16 protein-coding genes are annotated in these 17,777 nt (G+C 65.0%); 6 read left to right on the top strand and 10 right to left on the bottom strand.

From position 1 onward, the window contains the following. Positions 1-51: 51 nt before the first annotated feature. Together XI06_RS24115 and eno are read right to left on the bottom strand one after the other, a co-directional pair. Entirely contained in the window at positions 52-1,185 is a 1,134-nt protein-coding gene (locus tag XI06_RS24115; protein WP_271606670.1) for a zinc-binding dehydrogenase, read from the bottom strand. Between the two features lie 51 nt (positions 1,186-1,236). Next, positions 1,237-2,520 carry a phosphopyruvate hydratase gene (gene eno / locus XI06_RS24110; RefSeq protein WP_237862077.1) on the bottom strand — a complete coding sequence of 428 codons (1,284 nt, stop codon included), beginning with the start codon at positions 2,518-2,520 and terminating at the stop codon, positions 1,237-1,239. A 112-nt stretch (positions 2,521-2,632) separates the two neighbouring features. On the opposite strand from eno, the gene queF reads away from it, so the two are divergent. After that, complete coding sequence (gene queF / locus XI06_RS24105; protein WP_237862076.1) at positions 2,633-3,109, top strand: preQ(1) synthase; 477 nt, start codon at positions 2,633-2,635, stop codon at positions 3,107-3,109. 51 nt (positions 3,110-3,160) lie between these two features. On the opposite strand, the gene XI06_RS24100 is transcribed toward queF, so the two are convergent. From XI06_RS24100 to XI06_RS24080, 5 genes are all read right to left on the bottom strand, one after another. Continuing rightward, entirely contained in the window at positions 3,161-3,613 is a 453-nt protein-coding gene (locus tag XI06_RS24100; protein WP_271606669.1) for a universal stress protein, read from the bottom strand. A gap of 112 nt (positions 3,614-3,725) precedes the next feature. Then, a complete protein-coding gene (locus XI06_RS24095; RefSeq protein WP_237862074.1) occupies positions 3,726-5,819 on the bottom strand; it encodes a methyl-accepting chemotaxis protein in 2,094 nt (697 codons plus the stop codon). Between the two features lie 144 nt (positions 5,820-5,963). Continuing rightward, positions 5,964-7,175: an MFS transporter gene (locus XI06_RS24090; RefSeq protein WP_237862073.1), complete on the bottom strand. Its 1,212-nt coding sequence runs from the start codon at positions 7,173-7,175 to the stop codon at positions 5,964-5,966. Next, on the bottom strand, positions 7,175-8,026 hold the full coding sequence (kdsA, locus tag XI06_RS24085; protein ID WP_237862071.1) for a 3-deoxy-8-phosphooctulonate synthase: 852 nt from the start codon (positions 8,024-8,026) through the stop codon (positions 7,175-7,177). Before kdsA ends, XI06_RS24090 begins: the two co-directional genes overlap by 1 nt. Positions 8,027-8,142: 116 nt before the next feature. Continuing rightward, entirely contained in the window at positions 8,143-8,469 is a 327-nt protein-coding gene (locus XI06_RS24080) for an NIPSNAP family protein (protein ID WP_237862070.1), read from the bottom strand. 195 nt (positions 8,470-8,664) lie between these two features. On the opposite strand from XI06_RS24080, the gene XI06_RS24075 reads away from it, so the two are divergent. The 3 genes from XI06_RS24075 to XI06_RS24065 all read left to right on the top strand — a co-directional run bounded on the left by XI06_RS24075 (position 8,665) and on the right by XI06_RS24065 (position 11,458). Next, on the top strand, positions 8,665-9,339 hold the full coding sequence (locus XI06_RS24075; RefSeq protein ID WP_271606668.1) for a response regulator transcription factor: 675 nt from the start codon (positions 8,665-8,667) through the stop codon (positions 9,337-9,339). Next, positions 9,336-10,712, top strand: coding sequence for a sensor histidine kinase (locus tag XI06_RS24070; protein WP_271606667.1), 1,377 nt, complete (start codon positions 9,336-9,338; stop codon positions 10,710-10,712). The genes XI06_RS24075 and XI06_RS24070 overlap by 4 nt, the downstream gene beginning before the upstream one ends. Positions 10,713-10,822: 110 nt before the next feature. Beyond that, entirely contained in the window at positions 10,823-11,458 is a 636-nt protein-coding gene (locus XI06_RS24065) for a class I SAM-dependent methyltransferase (protein WP_271606666.1), read from the top strand. Between the two features lie 32 nt (positions 11,459-11,490). Here the strand turns inward: XI06_RS24065 and XI06_RS24060 are convergent, their stop codons facing one another. The 3 genes from XI06_RS24060 to tpiA all read right to left on the bottom strand — a co-directional run bounded on the left by XI06_RS24060 (position 11,491) and on the right by tpiA (position 14,567). Next, positions 11,491-13,122 (bottom strand): CTP synthase, encoded by a 1,632-nt coding sequence (locus XI06_RS24060; RefSeq protein ID WP_237862062.1) that lies wholly within the window; start codon positions 13,120-13,122, stop codon positions 11,491-11,493. Positions 13,123-13,288: 166 nt separating this feature from the next. After that, the gene (gene secG, locus XI06_RS24055) at positions 13,289-13,678 is read right to left on the bottom strand and encodes a preprotein translocase subunit SecG (protein WP_237862060.1); all 390 of its coding nucleotides are present in this window, start codon (positions 13,676-13,678) and stop codon (positions 13,289-13,291) included. A 139-nt stretch (positions 13,679-13,817) separates the two neighbouring features. Then, positions 13,818-14,567, bottom strand: a complete 750-nt coding sequence (gene tpiA / locus XI06_RS24050; RefSeq protein WP_237862058.1) for a triose-phosphate isomerase — start codon at positions 14,565-14,567, stop codon at positions 13,818-13,820. A 280-nt stretch (positions 14,568-14,847) separates the two neighbouring features. Between tpiA and XI06_RS24045 the strand changes: the two genes are divergently transcribed. Together XI06_RS24045 and trpD are read left to right on the top strand one after the other, a co-directional pair. Further along, on the top strand, positions 14,848-16,746 hold the full coding sequence (locus XI06_RS24045; protein WP_271606665.1) for a SurA N-terminal domain-containing protein: 1,899 nt from the start codon (positions 14,848-14,850) through the stop codon (positions 16,744-16,746). A 14-nt stretch (positions 16,747-16,760) separates the two neighbouring features. Further along, positions 16,761-17,774, top strand: coding sequence for an anthranilate phosphoribosyltransferase (gene trpD, locus XI06_RS24040; RefSeq protein ID WP_237862054.1), 1,014 nt, complete (start codon positions 16,761-16,763; stop codon positions 17,772-17,774). Positions 17,775-17,777: the final 3 nt, after the last annotated feature.

The raw sequence follows: 17,777 nt of genomic DNA, 5'->3' as shown, positions 1-17,777 counted from the left end.
TGGCTCAGAAGGCAAGACGTCTTTTAGGTGACCGGCGGCCGCCGATCACGATTATTTATTTGGGTTGATGAGGAATTTTTCGCCGGTGGCGCGTTTGGCGTACACCGCGATATTGGCGGGATCGAGCGTCTCCTGCAGCGACACCACCTTGGTGTAGTGGCTGGCGAAGGTCGTCTTCAATTCACTCACGACACGCTGACGCAGCCGCCCGATGTCGGCAGGTCCGATCTTCTGCAGGAACGGCGTGAGCAGCCAGCCGCCGACGCCCCAGGCCATGCCGAAGCCACGCGGCAGTTCGATCGGACGAATGTCGAGTGCGCCGTAGACATAGACCTGCTTGTGCACGCTGGAGCCGTAGCGGCTGTATTCCTTCGCGGTCTTGTTGATCGCGATCTCCATGCAGTTGAGGATGTCGCCGGCAAGCTTGCCGCCGCCGATGGCGTCGAAGGCTATGGTGGCGCCGGTCTCCACCAGCGCATTGGTGAGATCGTCGAGGAAGCTTGGCACGCTGGAATCGACCACGTATTTCGCGCCGATCTTGTGCAGGATCTCCGCCTGCTCCTTGCTGCGCACGATGTTGACGAGCCCGATGCCGTCCTTGATGCAGATCTTGTTCAGCATCTGGCCGAGATTGGAGGCGGCCGCGGTGTGCACCAGCGCCTTGTGACCTTCGCGCCGCATCGTCTCGGTCATGCCGAGCGCGGTGAGCGGGTTGACGAACCAGGAAGCGCCTTCCGCTGCCGTCGTGCCCTCGGGCAGCGGCTGGCAGTCCCGCGCCTTCAAGGTGCGATACTGCGCGTACATGGCTCCGCCAATCATCGCGACCGTCTTGCCCATCAGCGCTTTCGCGGCGTCCGACGAGCCGGTCTTGATGACGACGCCTGCGCCCTCATTGCCGACAGGCAGCGACTGGTCGATCCGCGCGCCCATCGCGCGCATCGCACCATCAGGTACCTTCGCGGTGATGACAGGCGCATCCTTCGTACCGGAGGCCTTGGCCGTGCTCATGTCGGCAGCGCCGACGAGCAGACCGAGATCGGACGGGTTGATCGGCGCCGCCTCGATGCGGACGACGACCTCGTCATCCGCAGGCTCGGGGGTCGGCACGTCCAGAAGCGAGATTTCCAGCTCACCGCTGTTCTTGATCAGCGAACGCAGTTGCAGTCCGGTCTTGCCGTCGGTCATGTCGATCCTCCCCTGTCCTCGTTGTTCGCGCCTTCGCGCGGTGACGCTGGCTTATGCCAGCGCCTTCAGTGCCGCCTTGCCGCCGTACAGCGCCTGCTTGCCGAGTTGCTGCTCGATGCGAAGGAGCTGGTTGTATTTGGCGGTGCGATCGGAACGTGCAAGGGAGCCGGTCTTGATCTGACCGCAATTGGTGGCGACCGCGAGGTCGGCGATGGTGGAATCCTCGGTCTCGCCGGAGCGGTGCGACATGACCGAAGTATAGCCGGCCTTGTGGGCCATCTCGACGGCGGCGAGCGTCTCGGTCAGCGTGCCGATCTGGTTGACCTTGATCAGGATCGAGTTGGCACGGCCGGCCTTGATGCCTTCGGCGAGGCGCTTGACGTTGGTGACGAAGAGATCGTCGCCGACGAGCTGGCACTTCTTGCCGACGAGGTCGGTGAGCTCCTTCCAGCCGTCCATGTCGTCTTCCGACATGCCGTCCTCGATGGTGACGATCGGGTAGCGGCCGACGAGGTCGGCGAGATACTTGGCCTGCTCGGAGACCGAACGGGTCTTGCCCTCGCCTTCATAGACGTATTTGCCGTTCTTGAAGAACTCGGTCGAGGCGCAATCGAGGCCGAGCACGATGTCGCCGCCCGCCTTGAAACCGGCCTTGCCGATCGCGTTCATGACGAACTCCAGCGCTGCGTCCGCGGACGGCAGGTTCGGCGCAAAGCCGCCCTCGTCGCCGACATTGGTGTTGTGGCCAGCCTTCTTCAGCTCGGACTTCAGCGTGTGGAACACCTCCGCGCCGTAGCGCAGGCCCTCGGCGAAGGAAGACGCGCCGACGGGCAGGATCATGAACTCCTGGAAGTCGATCGGGTTGTCGGCATGCACGCCGCCATTGATGATGTTCATCATCGGCACCGGCAGGAGCCGCGCCGAGGTGCCGCCGACATAACGGTAGAGCGGCATGTCGAGCGAGTTCGCGGCCGCCTTGGCGCAGGCGAGTGACACGCCGAGGATGGCGTTGGCGCCAAGCCGGCTCTTGTTCGGCGTGCCGTCGAGGTCGATCATGATCTGGTCGATCTGGGCCTGCTGCTCGACATCGAGACCGCTCAGGGCCTCAAAGATCTCGCCGTTGACGGCGCCGACCGCCTTGGTGACGCCCTTGCCGAGATAGCGGGCCTTGTCGCCGTCACGCAGCTCGACCGCCTCATGGGCGCCGGTGGAGGCGCCCGACGGCACGGCAGCGCGGCCGAGCGCGCCATCCTCCAGCACGACGTCGACCTCGACGGTGGGATTGCCGCGGCTATCGAGGATTTCGCGTCCGATGATGTCGATGATGGCGGTCATGAGGGCCTCTTTTCGGGGAACAAAGGGGGCAGTTCGCGGCTGCTTCTACCGCAATGCATCGAAGCGGAAAAGGCCGGGTGACGGCCACCGAATGATTGGCTATGAGGGCCCCATGTCGAAAAAGCCCAGCAAATCGAAAACCTCACCCAGCCTGCAGCTCGGCCGTGCCGTGGAATGGCCTGATGCGCCCGAGAAGGCCAAGCTCGACCGCGTCCCCAATCCGCAAGCCGGGACCGATTATCTGGTCCGTTTCACCGTACCGGAATTCACCTCGCTCTGCCCGGTCACGGGACAGCCCGATTTCGCCCACCTGATGATCGACTACGCGCCCGGCCAGTGGCTGCTGGAGTCGAAATCGCTGAAACTCTACATCGCGAGCTTCCGCAATCACGGCGCCTTCCACGAGGATTGCACCGTGATGATCGGCAAGCGCATCGCCAGCGAGATCAGGCCGAAATGGCTGCGCATTGGCGGTTATTGGTATCCGCGCGGCGGCATTCCGATCGACGTGTTCTGGCAGACCGGACGCGTGCCGAAAGGCCTTTGGGTGCCCGAGCAAGGCGTCGCGCCGTATCGCGGCCGCGGCTAGTCGGAGGTCCATGACGATGGCATCCGGCGCGAAAGAGTCACGTCGGAGCGGCTACGGCACGACCAACACCGGAATGCTTCCGTTCACGAGGACCTCGGACGTTTGACTTCCCAGAAACAGCTTCCTGATGCCCCGACGTCCATGAGAGGCCATGACGATCAAATCGCAGCCTCTGGATTTTGCCGTTTCGACAATCGCCGTGGCCGGGTGCGAATTCGGAACGTGCAAGAGCTCGACCGAGACCCCGCCCCGCTCTGCCATGGCTCGCGCTTGATCGAGCACCTGGCCAGCTCGCTCCCTGCAGGCCGCGTCAAATCGATCAATCTCGCCTTGCGACGGAATCCATCCCGAGTCGTGTCCGCCGCCATAATCGATTGGCAGCGGTTCAGTCACGGTGACGATCGTCGCTTTGGCCTTCAAGGCTTTTGCCAGGGCCATTCCATGCTCGACGCCTTTTGTTGCGACGTCCGAACCATCGGTGCTCAAGAGAAGATTGGCGTACATTCGGTGGCTCCTTGTTGCTTGCCCCCGCATGCCCATCGCAAATGATGCCCCGCGACTATGATCCGATCTTCGCCTCCGGTCTAATCGCTTTTGTCTTGATCTCGACGGCGGCCTAAGCCACTTCACGCACCCTGGTGATGAAGCTGTCCACCTCGCCCGTGAGCGAGGTCGACTGGCTCGACAGATCGGCGGCGGCCTTCAGCACGCCGGTGGCGGCGCGACCGGTCTCGTCAGCCGCCGACGAGACGGTTGCGATGTTGCGGGTCACGGTCGAGGTCGCTTCGGCGGTGTGCTGTACGGTGTTGGCGATCTCGGCGGTGGCCTTGTTCTGCTCTTCGATCGCCGCGGCGATGACGCGGTTGATGCTCGAGACTTCCTCGATGGTCTTGACGATGCCGTCGATGGCGGAGACCGCCTTCTGCGTCGCGCCCTGAATCTCGGTGATCTGCGCGCTGATCTCCTCGGTCGCCTTCGCCGTCTGCGAGGCCAGGTTCTTCACCTCGCTTGCGACGACAGCAAAGCCGCGACCGGATTCGCCGGCGCGCGCGGCTTCGATGGTTGCGTTAAGGGCCAGGAGATTGGTCTGGCCGGCAATCGAGGTGATGAGGCCGATGACCTCACCGATCCGGTCGGCGCCATCAGCCAGCGCACGCATGGTGCTGTCGGTCTCCCTGACGGTGACGACTGCATGCTCGGTGGCACGGCTCGCCTGCTCGACCTGGCGATTGATCTCGCGGATCGAGGCATTGAGCTCCTCGGCCGCGGCCGCGACGGTCTGCACGCCGCCGCCAACCTGGTCGGCCAGCGTCGAGGCCGAACCGGCCTGGGCCTGGGCTTCCGCCGCCGTACCCGACATCGAGCGCGCCGTGGTCTCCAGCTCGCCTGAGGCGTTCGACAGCGTCTGCACCATCTGGCCGATCCGGCTTTCGAACTGCCGCACGAGCCCCGTGAGCTCGCTCGCGCGCTTCTCCTTCTCGGCCCGCTCCGCGGCCTGATCGCCGGAGAGACGCTCCGCCTTGATCATGGCGTCCTTGAACACCTGCAGCGCTGCCGCCATACGGCCGATCTCGTCGTTGCGGTCGAGGCCCGGGACGTCGCTGGCGAAATCATGATCGGCAAAACGCGTCATCACGCCGGTGATCGCCGTCAGCGGCCGGGTGACGCGGTTGCGCATCAGCAGCAGCCCGCCGATCATCAGCGCCAGCGAGGCCGGCATCAGAAGGCCGAACAGGATCAGGCTGAAGCGGGCGCGCGAGGCGCCCTCCTCGGCCCGCGCGATCATGTTGGCGAGCGCGGTCTGCGTGACGATGACGACATTGTTGGCGCCGACAAGCTGGCGATCGCGGAAGTCGATGCCGACGACGCCGGCGGGCTCACCCGCGAGCAGCCTGGTCGCAATGGCATTGCGCTCGTCGCTGAGCGCGCCGGAGATTTCCGGCTCGGCGGTCCGGATCGCCTGCAACAACTCGGGCGAAGCCACGTTCAGACCGAGGTCACGCACCACCAGCCAGGACTGCTGGATGCGGCCGCGCAGATCGGCGAAGGCAACGCCGTCGGCCGCAGTCCACGTCTTGTTGGCGAGGATCGAGGAGAACTGCACGAGGATGGTCTGGCCGACATTGGCGCGGGCCTGCCAGGAGGCCTGCTTGGCGATCAGCAGGCGATCGACCACGGGATCGATCAGCGCCATTGCATTGTCGACATGGGCGGTGACGTCGCCGATCGCATCCATGAAGGCGTCGCTGATCTTGGCCCAGGCCGGCGTCAGGCTGGCTTCACGTGCGCCCTTCTCCTGCTTCAATGCCGTGATCGCGCGCGGGCGCAGCTCTTCGAGCTGGGTCCAGATGGTGCGGAGCTTGTCGAGCCTCTCGGTAAGACCGGGCGCATCGACGGCGGCGAGGCTCTGCAAGGCCTGCGCGTAATTCTTCTGCACCGTGGCGCGCTGCTCGGCGAGGCTGCTCATGACGCTGTCGGGCGCTGAAGCGGCCGAGGACAGATAGCTCAGCGTATCGCCGCGCTCCAAGCGAAAGATCACCAGCGTGTTGGTCAGGTCGCGGCTGGCAATCGTCAGCGAGACGATGCGGTTGCTGTCGACATAGCGTGTCACCGCGAGCTTCAGGGCGTAGGCGCAGATGACGACAAGGATGAGACCGAGAGATCCAACCACCGCCCCGAGAATGCGGGCGACCGAACGCTGTTTTTGCATCGACTGATCCAACAGATGTTGCCGCCGGCTGGCGGTTTGGGCGGCAGTCTATGGAGCGAAGAGTGAGATTTGGTTTAAGATTGAAAGGATTGAGCCACCGTCCGCTTCCGGGAAAATACGGAGATTGGTCGCGACATACTGTCCTCAGGCTCGCGCGTCGGACGGTGCCCGGGGCCTTAGGAGTGCGGCGCAGGCGAGGCCCAGCAGCACCATGAGCACGGCGCTCGCGGCCAGGGTTGGCGCCTTGCCGGTATGCGCCAGCCCGAACCCGTAGGCCAGCGGACCCACGGTCTGGCCCATGAAGAAAAAGAACGAATGCAGCGACATCGCTGTCGCCCGCGCCTCGACCGACAGCTCGCTGGCGAACACCTGCAGGCAGCCATGGATCATGTAAAAGCCCCAGCCCATCAGCAGCATGATGGCGAACTGGACCTTCCAGCCAGGGCCAAGGGCGAGCGCTGCGAGCTGGAGCGCGACGAGGCTCGCGCCTGCGATCATCATCCCCTTGACGCCCAGTCGCGGCAGGAAGCGCGAGACCGTGAATGTGTAGAACAGCCCGCCGACGGCGAAGCCCGCGATGACGATGCCCGCAATCGACAGCGAGGTCTCGCCGAGATCGAACAGCAGCGCGGCGATGAAGGGAAACAGGCCGAAAACGCAGCAGCCCTCGACGAACACGGCAGAATAGCAATAGCGCGCGTTCGGATTGGCGAGGATGGTGCGATAGCCCTGCCGCAACGTCTTCAGATCGCTCTTCGGCGGTGCCGTCAGGGCGGCGCCGCGAAAGCCCGCCGCGACCGCAACAGCCGCGATCAGCCCGAGCGCACCGATGATCACCAGCACGCCACGCCAGCCGACGAGATCGCCGATGATGCCCGAGGCGGTCGCACCTAACAGGTTGCCCGTCATCGAACCCGCCAGCGTGCGTCCGATCGCCACCTGCCGCTTCGTCGGCGCGACCAGGTCAGCGGTCAGGCCAAGCGCGACCGGGAATACGCCACCCGAGGCGATGCCGGCGAGCATGCGGCTTGCGAACAGGCCCGCGAATGAGGTCGAGAGCGCGCCCAGAATGCAGGCTGCGCCCAGCATCGCCAGGCACAACGTCATCAGCCGTGCCTTGCCGAACAGATCGGCTGCCGCACCGACGATCGGCTGGATCAGCGCGTAGATCAGCGCATAGCCGGCCGCGATGCTCGCCGCCGTCGTGATGCTGATCGAAAATTCTTCCGCAATATGCGGCAGCACCGGATCAAGTGCCCGTGTCGACAACGCGGCAGAGAAGCTGGCGAGCGCGATAATGTTGATCGCAGGCGGAAACTTCAGGTCGGACGACGGCCTGGCGAGTGGCTCGTGCATCAATGCGCGTGACTCTTGGCCACCGCGTCGAATGCCATCAGGGTACGAAGAAGCCCTTCGAACTGATGCAGTGGCACCATGTTGGGCCCGTCCGAGGGCGCGCGATCCGGATCGGGATGCGTCTCGATAAACAGACCGGCGACGCCGACCGCGACGGCCGCGCGCGCCAGCACCGGAACGAACTCGCGCTCGCCGCCGGAGGAAGCTCCCTTCCCGCCCGGCTGCTGCACCGAATGGGTGGCGTCGAAGATCACGGGCGCGCCGGTGGTGCGCGCCATGATCGGCAGCGAACGCATGTCCGAGACCAGCGTGTTGTAACCGAAGGAGGCGCCACGTTCGGTGACGAGCACGTTGGGATTGCCGGCGCTGGTAATCTTGGCAACGACATTCGCCATGTCCCAGGGCGCTAGGAACTGCCCCTTCTTGACGTTGACGACCTTGCCGGTTGCGGCTGCGGCCAGCAGCAGATCGGTCTGCCGGCACAGGAAGGCCGGGATCTGCAGGACGTCGACGGCCTGCGCCACCTCGGCGCATTGCGCGGCATCGTGCACGTCGGTCAGCACCGGCAAGCCGAGCGAGGAACGGATCTCGGCGAAGATCGGCAGCGATTGCGCCAGGCCAAGGCCGCGCGCGGCAGACGCGCTGGTGCGGTTGGCCTTGTCGAAGGAGGTCTTGTAGACGAGGCCGATCTTGAGCCGCGTGGCGATCTCCTTCAGCGCGGAGGCCACCTCCAGCGCGTGCTCACGGCTTTCGAGCTGGCACGGCCCGGCAATGATCGAGATCGGCAGATCATTGCCGAACTTGACCGACCCGACGGTGACGACCGGCGCTGCAGATTGACTGGTGCTCAAGACACAAAATCCCTGTTTCGGCGCGACCATAGCGGCCGAATGGGTGGGATCAACCCCATTCGGTCCTAACCTTCGAATATCAGGGTTGCGCCGCAGCCTCCTGTCCGGAACGACAGCTACTTGACCGACGAGAACGCCGTTGGAGCCAGAATCTGGCTGACGATGTTGGCAACGATCTGGCCGTCTGCCTCCGTCTTGGCGCGCGCTTCCAGCCATTCCGGATCGGCCGCAAACGCACCCCATTTCTTCTCGCGTTCGGCGAGCGACTCCCAGGCCAGGAAATAGGTCAGCTCCTGGTTGGACTCGCCGATCAGCGTGGTGAAGAACCCGGCCTGGCGGATGCCATGCTTCTCCCAGATCTTCAGCGTGATCGTGTCAAAGCGCTTCAGCAGCGCCGGCAGGCGGCCCGGCACGCAGCGATACTGGCGCATTTCGTAGATCATTCTCGTCTCCTCCCTGAACAGGTCGAGCGGTTATAGCGATCGGCCACGAAGCTGTCTTGAGCCCTGCCCGGCCACCCTCCGCGGCGTTTCGCGCATGGCTGGACAGGACCCGGCAACGCGCCGCGCCCTGTTCCCGCAATGCTGCCGCAATGATCGGGCCGCTAGAATGGCTCAGTCTCAGTTGGGGCCTGTTACATGCGGATCTTGCTTGTCGAGGATGAAGTCGAGATGGCTGGCGCCCTTTCGTCGGCGCTGAAGCGCTACGACATGGTGGTGGATCACGCCCCCACGCTTGCGGACGCGGAAGAAGCAATCTCCGCCGAGGTTCATGCCGCCGTCCTGCTCGACCGCCAGCTTCCCGACGGCGACGGCCTCACGCTGATTCCGAAGCTGCGGGCGCGTGCCGACGGCGTGCCGATCATCGTCCTGACCGCTCGCGGCGAGCTCGCCGACCGCATCGCCGGGCTCGACAGCGGCGCCGACGACTATCTCGCCAAGCCGTTCGCGGTCGAGGAACTGCTGGCGCGCTTGCGCGCGGTGCTGCGGCGGCCCGCGGGCCTGTCGCCGGACGTCATCCGCGCCGGCCGTATCGTTTTCGACACCGGTCATCGCGAGGCCAGCATCGACGGCCAGCCGTTCGAGCTGCCGCGTCGCGAGCTGCTGGTGCTCGAAGCCCTGATCCGCCGGATCGGCCGCACGGTGCTGCGCTCGGCACTCGAGGAGGCCGTCTACACTTTCGACGACGAGATTCAATCCAACGCGCTGGACACGCATGTCTCGCGGCTGCGCCGCAAGCTTGCCGAAGCCGATGCTGGCGTCGAGATCCACGGTATTCGCGGCGTCGGCTATCTCCTGAAGAAGCTGACATGAGCAAGCACGACGATCCCTATTGCCTGCGCTCGCGATTGAGCTGGCGCCTGCTCGCGCTTCAGGCAGCCCTGCTGCTGGCACTGGTCGGCGTGGTCGTCGGTGCACTGTGCGCCTCAGGCTTCGTGCTGGCGGAGCGCGACGAAGACCGTGTCATCGATGTCGTGCAGCGCGCGCTTGCACGCGACGCAGGCGGCGGCATGACCCTGCGGTCGACGCGCGATCTGACACAGTTGCGCGCCGAGACACCGGACCTCTGGTTCCTGGTCCGCGACCGGCAAGGACATTCGCTGACCGAAGGCGCTGTGCCGGCGGAATTCGCGGCCATCGGCAACGGGCTCGACCAGATCAGCCAGGCGCGCCTCGGCTGGCAGATGTTCGAGGACGATCCGCGCAAGCCGGCAGCGCGGCTCAAGCGCGTTAACACCGATGCCGGCAATGTGCAGATCATCACGGCGACGCAAGGACGGTTGACCGGTGCCAAGGCGCTGTTGATGACCTCGCTGGCGTTTCTCGGCATCGCCCTGCCCGGCCTGCTGGTGATGGGTACGGCGACCTTCATCGCGACACCGATGATCGTGCAGCGCGCCTTCCGGGCGTTAGATGCGACCGCGGACCAGGCGCGTCGCATCGACATTCATCAGCGGGGGGCGCGCCTGTCAGTGGAGCGGATTCCACTGGAAGTCGTGCCGCTGGTCACCGCGGTCAACGACGCGCTGGCGCGGCTCGACCAGGGCTATATCAGGCACAAGCGTTTCGTCGCAGATGCCGCGCACGAGCTGCGCACGCCGATCGCGATCCTGAACACGCGGCTGGAATCGTTGCCCTCCGGTCCAGACAAGACCCGGCTGCTGGAGGATGCGGCGCGGCTGGCGACGCTCGCCGAGCAATTGCTCGACATCCAGCGGCTCGACCGCTGCGGCCATCCGTTCACACGCGTCGACCTCGTTGCGATTGCGCAAAGCGCGGCCGCCGACCTCGCACCGCTGGCCATTGCCGCCGGCTACGAGCTTGCGCTCGATGCGCCCGCGACCCCGGTCGAGACGATCGGTGACGCAGCCGCGCTGGAGCGGGCGCTGACCAATCTCGTACAGAATGCGATCCAGCACGGCCCGCGCCGCGGCACGATCGGCATTCACGTGAGCAGGCCTGCCTGCATCGAGGTCACCGACGAAGGCGCCGGCATTCCACAAGACCAACGCGAGCAGATCTTCGAGCCGTTCTATCGGCTCACGCCGCTCGATCGCGGCGCTGGCCTTGGCCTCAACATGGTGCGCGAGATCGTGCTGCTGCATGGCGGCCAGGTCGCGGTCACTGACGGCGCGGATGGCGGCACCTGCTTCAGAATGACGCTGCCACCACATCGGCAAAGTTGAACCAATCCGCTTTCGCTGCTCACAGCGCAATGCTGTCGCAATGCACTCCGCCGACAGTGTCTCCGCCTCACCTCTGAACTTCGAGGCGCCAACGAAATGCCGGAGTGCGCATGCCCAACGATTTCCTCTCCTTCTTCCTGTCCTGGATGTCCTCGCCGCGCCAGGTCGGCGCCATCGCGCCATCGGGCGCGGCGCTCGCCGATCTCATCACGCGTGAGATCACCGAGAAGACCGGCCCGATCCTCGAACTCGGGCCCGGCACCGGCGCATTCACCTACAAGCTCCTGAAGCGCGGCGTCAGGCAGCAGGATCTCACGCTGATCGAATACGGCTCGGATTTCATGAAGCTCCTGCAGATGCGCTTTCCCGGCGCGCGCGTGCTGTGGATGGATGCGGCGCGGCTGGCGACGGAGCGCCTCTATGACGGCGCACCCGTCGGCGCGGTCGTGAGCGGGCTGCCGCTGCTCAACATGTCGACGCGCAAGGTCATCTCGATCGTGAGCGGCGCATTCAGCTATGTCCGCCCCGGCGGCGCGTTCTACCAGTTCACCTATGGCATGAGCTGCCCGATCCCGCGGCCGGTGCTCGACCGCCTCGGCCTGCGCGCAACGCTGGTGGACCGGGCCTTCCTCAACATGCCGCCGGCCGCCGTCTACAAGCTGACGCGCCGGCCGCAGATGACGCTGATTGCGGGATCGCCGGCGCCGGAGCAATCCGCACGTCTCGCACTCGAACAGACGCTTTGAGAGCGCGTCCGCACCGCCGCGTAACGAGCCGGTTACACCAACCGGCTCTGCTTCGCGGCCGCCTCGATGAACGAAGCGAACAGCGGGTGCGGCTCGAACGGCCGCGACTTCAGCTCGGGGTGGAACTGGACGCCGATGAACCAGGGGTGATCCTCGTACTCGACGATCTCAGGCAGCACGCCGTCGGGCGAGAGGCCGGAGAATTTCAAGCCATGCTGCTCGAGGCGGTCCTTGTAGGCGGTGTTGACCTCGTAGCGATGGCGGTGGCGCTCGGAAATCTCGGTCGCGCCGCCATAGACCTGCGAGACGCGGCTGCCGCGGCTCAACGCGGCGGGATAGGCGCCCAGGCGCATCGTGCCGCCGAGATCGCCGGCCTGCGAGCGCTTCTCGAGTTCGTTGCCGCGCAGCCATTCCGTCATCAGGCCGACCAAGGGTTCCTTGGTCGGACCGAACTCGGTGGAGTTGGCGTCCTCGATGCCGACGAGATTTCGCGCCGCCTCGATGACGGCCATCTGCATGCCGAAGCAGATGCCGAAATACGGCACGTCACGCTCGCGCGCGAACTGCGCCGCCTTGATCTTGCCTTCGGCACCGCGCTGGCCGAAGCCGCCGGGCACCAGAATGCCGTTGACGTGCTCGAGGAACGGCGCCGGATCTTCCTTCTCGAAGATCTCGCTCTCGATCCAGTCAAGATTGACCTTCACCTTGTTGGCGATGCCGCCATGCGAGAGCGCCTCGATCAGCGACTTGTACGCATCCTTCATGCCGGTGTACTTGCCGACGATGGCGATTGTGACATTGCCTTCGGGGTTGCGGACGCGCTCGTTGATCTTCTGCCAGCTCTGCAGCACCGGCGGAATCCGCGAGCCGATGCCAAAGGCGGCCAAGACTTCGTCGTCGAGGCCGGCGTTGTGGTAGGCCTCAGGGACGGCGTAGATGTTGTCGACGTCGCGCGCCTCGATCACGGCGCTTTCGCGCACGTTGCAGAACAGGCCGAGCTTGCGCCGCTCCTCCTTCGGGATCTCGCGATCGGTACGGCACAGCAGGATGTCCGGCTGGATGCCGATCGAGCGCAGCTCCTTCACCGAATGCTGCGTCGGCTTGGTCTTCAATTCGCCGGCGCTCGGGATGTAGGGCAGCAGCGTCAGATGGATGTAGACGGCGTGATCGCGCGGCAGCTCGTTCTTGAGCTGGCGGATCGCTTCGAAGAACGGCAGCCCCTCGATGTCGCCGACAGTGCCGCCGATCTCGACCAGCACGAAGTCGTAATCGTCATTGCCCGACAGCACGAACTCCTTGATGGCGTTCGTGACGTGCGGCACCACCTGAATGGTCGCGCCGAGGTAATCGCCGCGGCGTTCCTTCGAGATGATGTCCTGGTAGATGCGCCCCGTCGTGATGTTGTCTTGCTTGGTCGCAGGCCGTCCGGTGAAGCGCTCGTAGTGACCGAGATCGAGATCGGTCTCCGCGCCGTCATCGGTCACGAACACTTCGCCGTGCTGATACGGCGACATCGTTCCGGGATCGAGGTTGAGATAGGGGTCGAGCTTGCGGAGGCGGACCTTGTAGCCCCGGGCCTGCAGCAGGGCACCGAGTGCCGCTGAAGCCAGACCCTTGCCGAGCGAAGAAACCACGCCGCCGGTGATGAATATGTACCGCGCCATGGGACCTAACCTCTAATCCCTCGAATCCGATTCGCCAAAGCGATTCGTATTCAGCCCCAAAGAATCTGCGGGCCTGTGGGTGAGCCAAAACTAAGAATGGTGACAGAGCCTTGATGGGGATCTTTGAAGCAGGACGGTAGCCATCGTCCTGCATGGCCCCCCTGCTTTATTGTGAGCGAGGCACCTGCGGGCCGCTCGGTGCCGCCGGAGCCTGCTGCTGCTCGTCCGCCTTCTTCAGCGTGTCCAGAATACCGCCCGAGGTCGGCGCGGTGATCGGGTTGGCGCCGCCCGGCTGGGTCTGCGACGCGGGCTGGCCGATGATCGAGGTCGGCGCGCGGTTGTAACCGGCATACCAGGACAGGAACAGGCTGGTGAGGAAGAAGCCCGCCGCGAGGACCGCGGTGGTTCGCGACAGTAGATTCGCGGTGCCGCGGCTCGACATGAAGCCCGCGCCGCCGCCCATGCCGAGGCCGCCGCCTTCCGACTTCTGGAGCAGCACGGCGCCGATCATGACGGCGACGATCATGAGGTGGATGACGATGACAACGGTCTGCATGCTATCCTTCCGTCACAAGCGGGCGGCGCCTGACGGCGGCCGATCGCGCTTCGCGGGTTTTCCTGAAGTTGCGCGGTGTTACACGATCGGAAGGGGCATTGCCACCCCCGATCGCCCCCGGATCAAAGCTTTGGCTTAGCTAGGGGCAGCCTTTCGCGATCGCAAGGAAATCGGCCGCTTTCAGGCTGGCGCCGCCAACCAGCGCGCCATTGACGTTTTTGACCGCCATCAGCTCGGCTGCGTTCGACGGCTTGACCGAGCCGCCGTAGAGGATCCGCATCTTCGCCCCCTCGTCCTTGAACCTGGAGGTCAGGAATTCCCGGATAAAGCCATGAATTTGCTCGACATCCTTGGCCGTGGGGGTGAGGCCCGTGCCGATCGCCCAGACCGGCTCATAGGCCACGACCAGATTGGCGGCCGTGGAGCCATCCGGCAGCGAGCCGTCGAGCTGGCCACGGACGATATCCAGGGTCTGGCCAGCGTCGCGCTGGGCCTGCGTCTCGCCAATGCAGACGATCGCGACCGCCCCGGCTCGCCAGGCGGCTTCCGCCTTCTGCCTGACAAGGGCATCGCCCTCGCCATGGTCGGCGCGACGCTCGGAATGGCCAACGATGATGGCGCTTGCGCCTGCGTCAGTCAGCATTTCAGCCGCAATATCGCCGGTATGGGCGCCGGAGGCCTTGGGATGGCAGTCCTGGGCCCCGACGGCGACGGTCTTGCCACGCGCTTTCTCGGCAAAGCCCGCGATCAGGGTCGCCGGCGGGCAGACCAGCAGATCGGCCTTGCCTGATACCTCTGCCGCGCCATTGAGCATGGCGTCGAATTCGGCGGCCTGGGCTTTCAGGCCATTCATTTTCCAGTTGCCGGCGATCAGGGGGCGGATGGTCATGTCATTTTCCAGCAGAATGAGGTCTTGTCCATGCGCTAGCAGAGCTATCGCGGCAGTTCCAGATTCTTGTTTTGACGCGTTTTCTCGACGCGAACCGGGGGACCGCTTCGCTGGAAAACGCTTTCGGCCCCTTGACCGCAGCTTCGCGAAGCGGTCTGACCTGAGGTTGCGGGGCGAAAGCCACCACTTTATGATGGCATATCAATTTGGTGACGCGCTTTTGCGGAATCTGCATTAAGACGCGCTCCCGTTCCCCTCCTTATCAAACAAGTTGGACCAAATGCTTCGAGGAATGCGCAAGGCCTCATCAAACTGGGTCGGCAAGACCATCATGGCCGTCGTGATGGGCGTGTTGATCATCAGCTTCGGCATTTGGGGCATCGCCGACATCTTCCGGGGCTTCGGGCAGTCCACGCTGGCCAAGGTCGGCCACACCGAGATTTCGCTGAACGAGTTCCGCCAGATCTACACCGACCGCCTCCAGCAGATCGGCCGCCAGTTTGGCCGGCCCCTCACGCCGGACCAGGCGCGCGCGTTCGGCCTTGACCGCCAGGTGCTCCAGCAGACGATTGCCGAAGCTGCCCTCGACGAGAACGCGCGTCAGCTCGGGCTCGGCCAGTCCGACGAGCAGATCCGCCAGATCATCATGAACGACCCGAACTTCAAAGGCGTCGACGGTAAGTTCGATGCGAACCGCTTCCAGGGGCTGATCCGCAATTTCGGCTACACTGAGCAGCGCTACGTGGCCGAGCAGCGCAAGGTGGCGCTGCGCCGGCAGATCACCGGCACGATCGGCGCCGGCCTCGAACCGCCGAAGACCATGCTCGACGTGGCGACGCGCTTCCAGAACGAGCAGCGCTCGATCGAGTTCGTCAGGCTCGATACGGCGCAGGCCGGCACCATAGATCCCCCCTCGCCCGAGGCGCTCGCCGCCTATTTCGAGGATCACAAGGTCCAGTTCCGCGCACCCGAATTCCGCAAGATCGTCTTCGCCGTGATCTCGCCGGAGGACATCGCCAAGTGGAGCGACGTCTCCGACGACGACGCGAAGAAACTGTTCGATCAGCGCAAGAACCAACTCTCCACACCGGAGAAGCGCCAGATCAAGCAGATTGTGTTTCCGAACGCCGCCGAGGCGCAGGCCGCGCGCGAGCGTCTGGTCGGCGGGCTGTCCTTTGAAGATCTCGGCAAAGAGCGCGGTTTGACTGCCTCCGACGTCGATCTCGGGCTGGTGACGAAATCCTCGCTCGAACCCGCCGTCGGCAATGCCGCCTTCGCGCTTCCCGTTGGCGAAATCAGCCAGCCGATCCAGGGCCCGATTGGCGTTTCGATCGTCAAGGTCGACAAGATCGAGCCCGGCGCCGAGGCCGACTACGCCAAGTTTGCCGCCGACGTGAAGCGATCGATCGCGACCGAGCGCGCGCGCACCAAGGTCGGCGAGCTCCGTGACAAGATGGAGGACGAACGCGGTGCCGGCACCAGCGTCGCCGATGCCGCACAGAAGCTCGGGCTCACGGCCGTGACCATCGATGCCGTCGACCGCTCCGGCCGCGCGCCGAACGGGCAGACCGTTACCAACATTCCGCAGGGTCTCGACGTGGTGTCGCAGGCCTTCAACAGCGATGTCGGCGTCGACAACGACCCAATCTCGTTCAAGGGCGGCTATGTCTGGTACGACGTGCTCGCCATCACGCCGTCGCGCGACCGCAATCTCGATGAGGTCCGCGACCAGGTCGAGGCGCGCTGGCGCCAGGAGCAGATCGCCACCAAGCTGAAGGCGAAGGCGACCGAACTGGTGCAAAAGCTCGAACAGGGCGGCAAGCTCGCTGACGAGGCCGCTGCGATCAATGCCAAGGTCGAGACCGCCAGCGGCTTCAAGCGCGACGACTCCCCGGCCGGCGTGCCCGCCAACATCGTTGCGGCCGCCTTCCGCGCCGCCAAGGACGGTGTCGGCCAGGCGCCGGTGACCGGCGGCACCGAAGTCATCGTCTTCCGCGTCACCGACATCGTCGATCCCGCGGTCGACACCGCCTCCGACGCCGTCAAGAAGCTGAAGGAGAGCGTCGACAAGTCGCTGACCGACGAGCAGGTCGCCTCCTACGTCAACAAGCTTGAAACCGACATCGGGACCACCATTAATCAGGCCGCCTTCGCGCAAGTGACCGGCGCGAACCAGTGAGTTGAAAGCACGCGATGGACGACCTGAAATCGATCATTGGAAAAGTTGCGACCGGTGCCAGCCTGTCGCGTGAGGAAGCCGCATCCGCCTTCGATGCCGTGATGTCCGGCGAGGCCACCCCCTCGCAGATGGGCGGCCTCTTGATGGCGCTGCGTGTGCGCGGCGAGACGGTGGAGGAAATCACCGGCGCGGTCACGGCGATGCGCTCGAAGATGCTCACGGTCGATGCGCCCGCGGACGCCGTCGATATCGTCGGCACCGGCGGCGACGGCTCCGGCTCGGTCAATGTCTCGACCTGTGCCTCGTTCATCGTCTCCGGCACCGGTCTGCCCGTCGCCAAGCACGGCAACCGCGCGCTCTCGTCGCGCTCGGGCGCTGCAGACGTGCTGGCCTCGCTCGGCGTGAAGATCGATCTCAAGCCCGAGCAGGTCGGCCGCTGCGTGCGCGAATGCGGCATCGGCTTCATGTTCGCACCGGCCCATCATCCGGCCATGAAGAACGTCGGCCCGACCCGGGTCGAGCTCGCCACCCGCACGATCTTCAATCTGCTTGGGCCCCTGTCCAACCCGGCCGGCGTGAAGCGGCAGATGGTAGGCGTATTCTCCAGGCAATGGGTGCAGCCGCTGGCGCAGGTGCTGAAGAATCTCGGCTCCGAATCCGCCTGGGTGGTGCACGGCTCCGATGGCCTTGACGAGATCACCCTCACCGGCCCGACCTTCGTCTCGGCGCTCCACAATGGCGAGATCCGGAATTTCGAGGTAACGCCCGAGGACGTCGGCCTGCCGCGATGCGATCCCGGCGCACTCAAGGGCGGTGATGCCGACGCCAATGCGATGGCGCTGCAAAGCGTGCTCGACGGCAAGCCGAGCCCCTATCGCGACGTCGCGCTGATCAACGCCGCCGCGGCGCTCGTCGTCGCCGGCCGCGCCAAGGACCTGAGGGAAGGCGTCGCGATCGGCGCAAAATCGCTCGATAGCGGCGCTGCGAACGCGCGACTGAAACATCTGATCGCGGTCTCGAACAGCTGAGCC

Source organism: Bradyrhizobium sp. CCBAU 11434, assembly GCF_028128895.1.
GTDB classification, from domain to species: Bacteria; Pseudomonadota; Alphaproteobacteria; order Rhizobiales; family Xanthobacteraceae; genus Bradyrhizobium; species Bradyrhizobium zhengyangense.
Note: the sequence above shows the minus strand (reverse complement) of the source record. Positions and strands in the feature narration are given on the sequence as shown.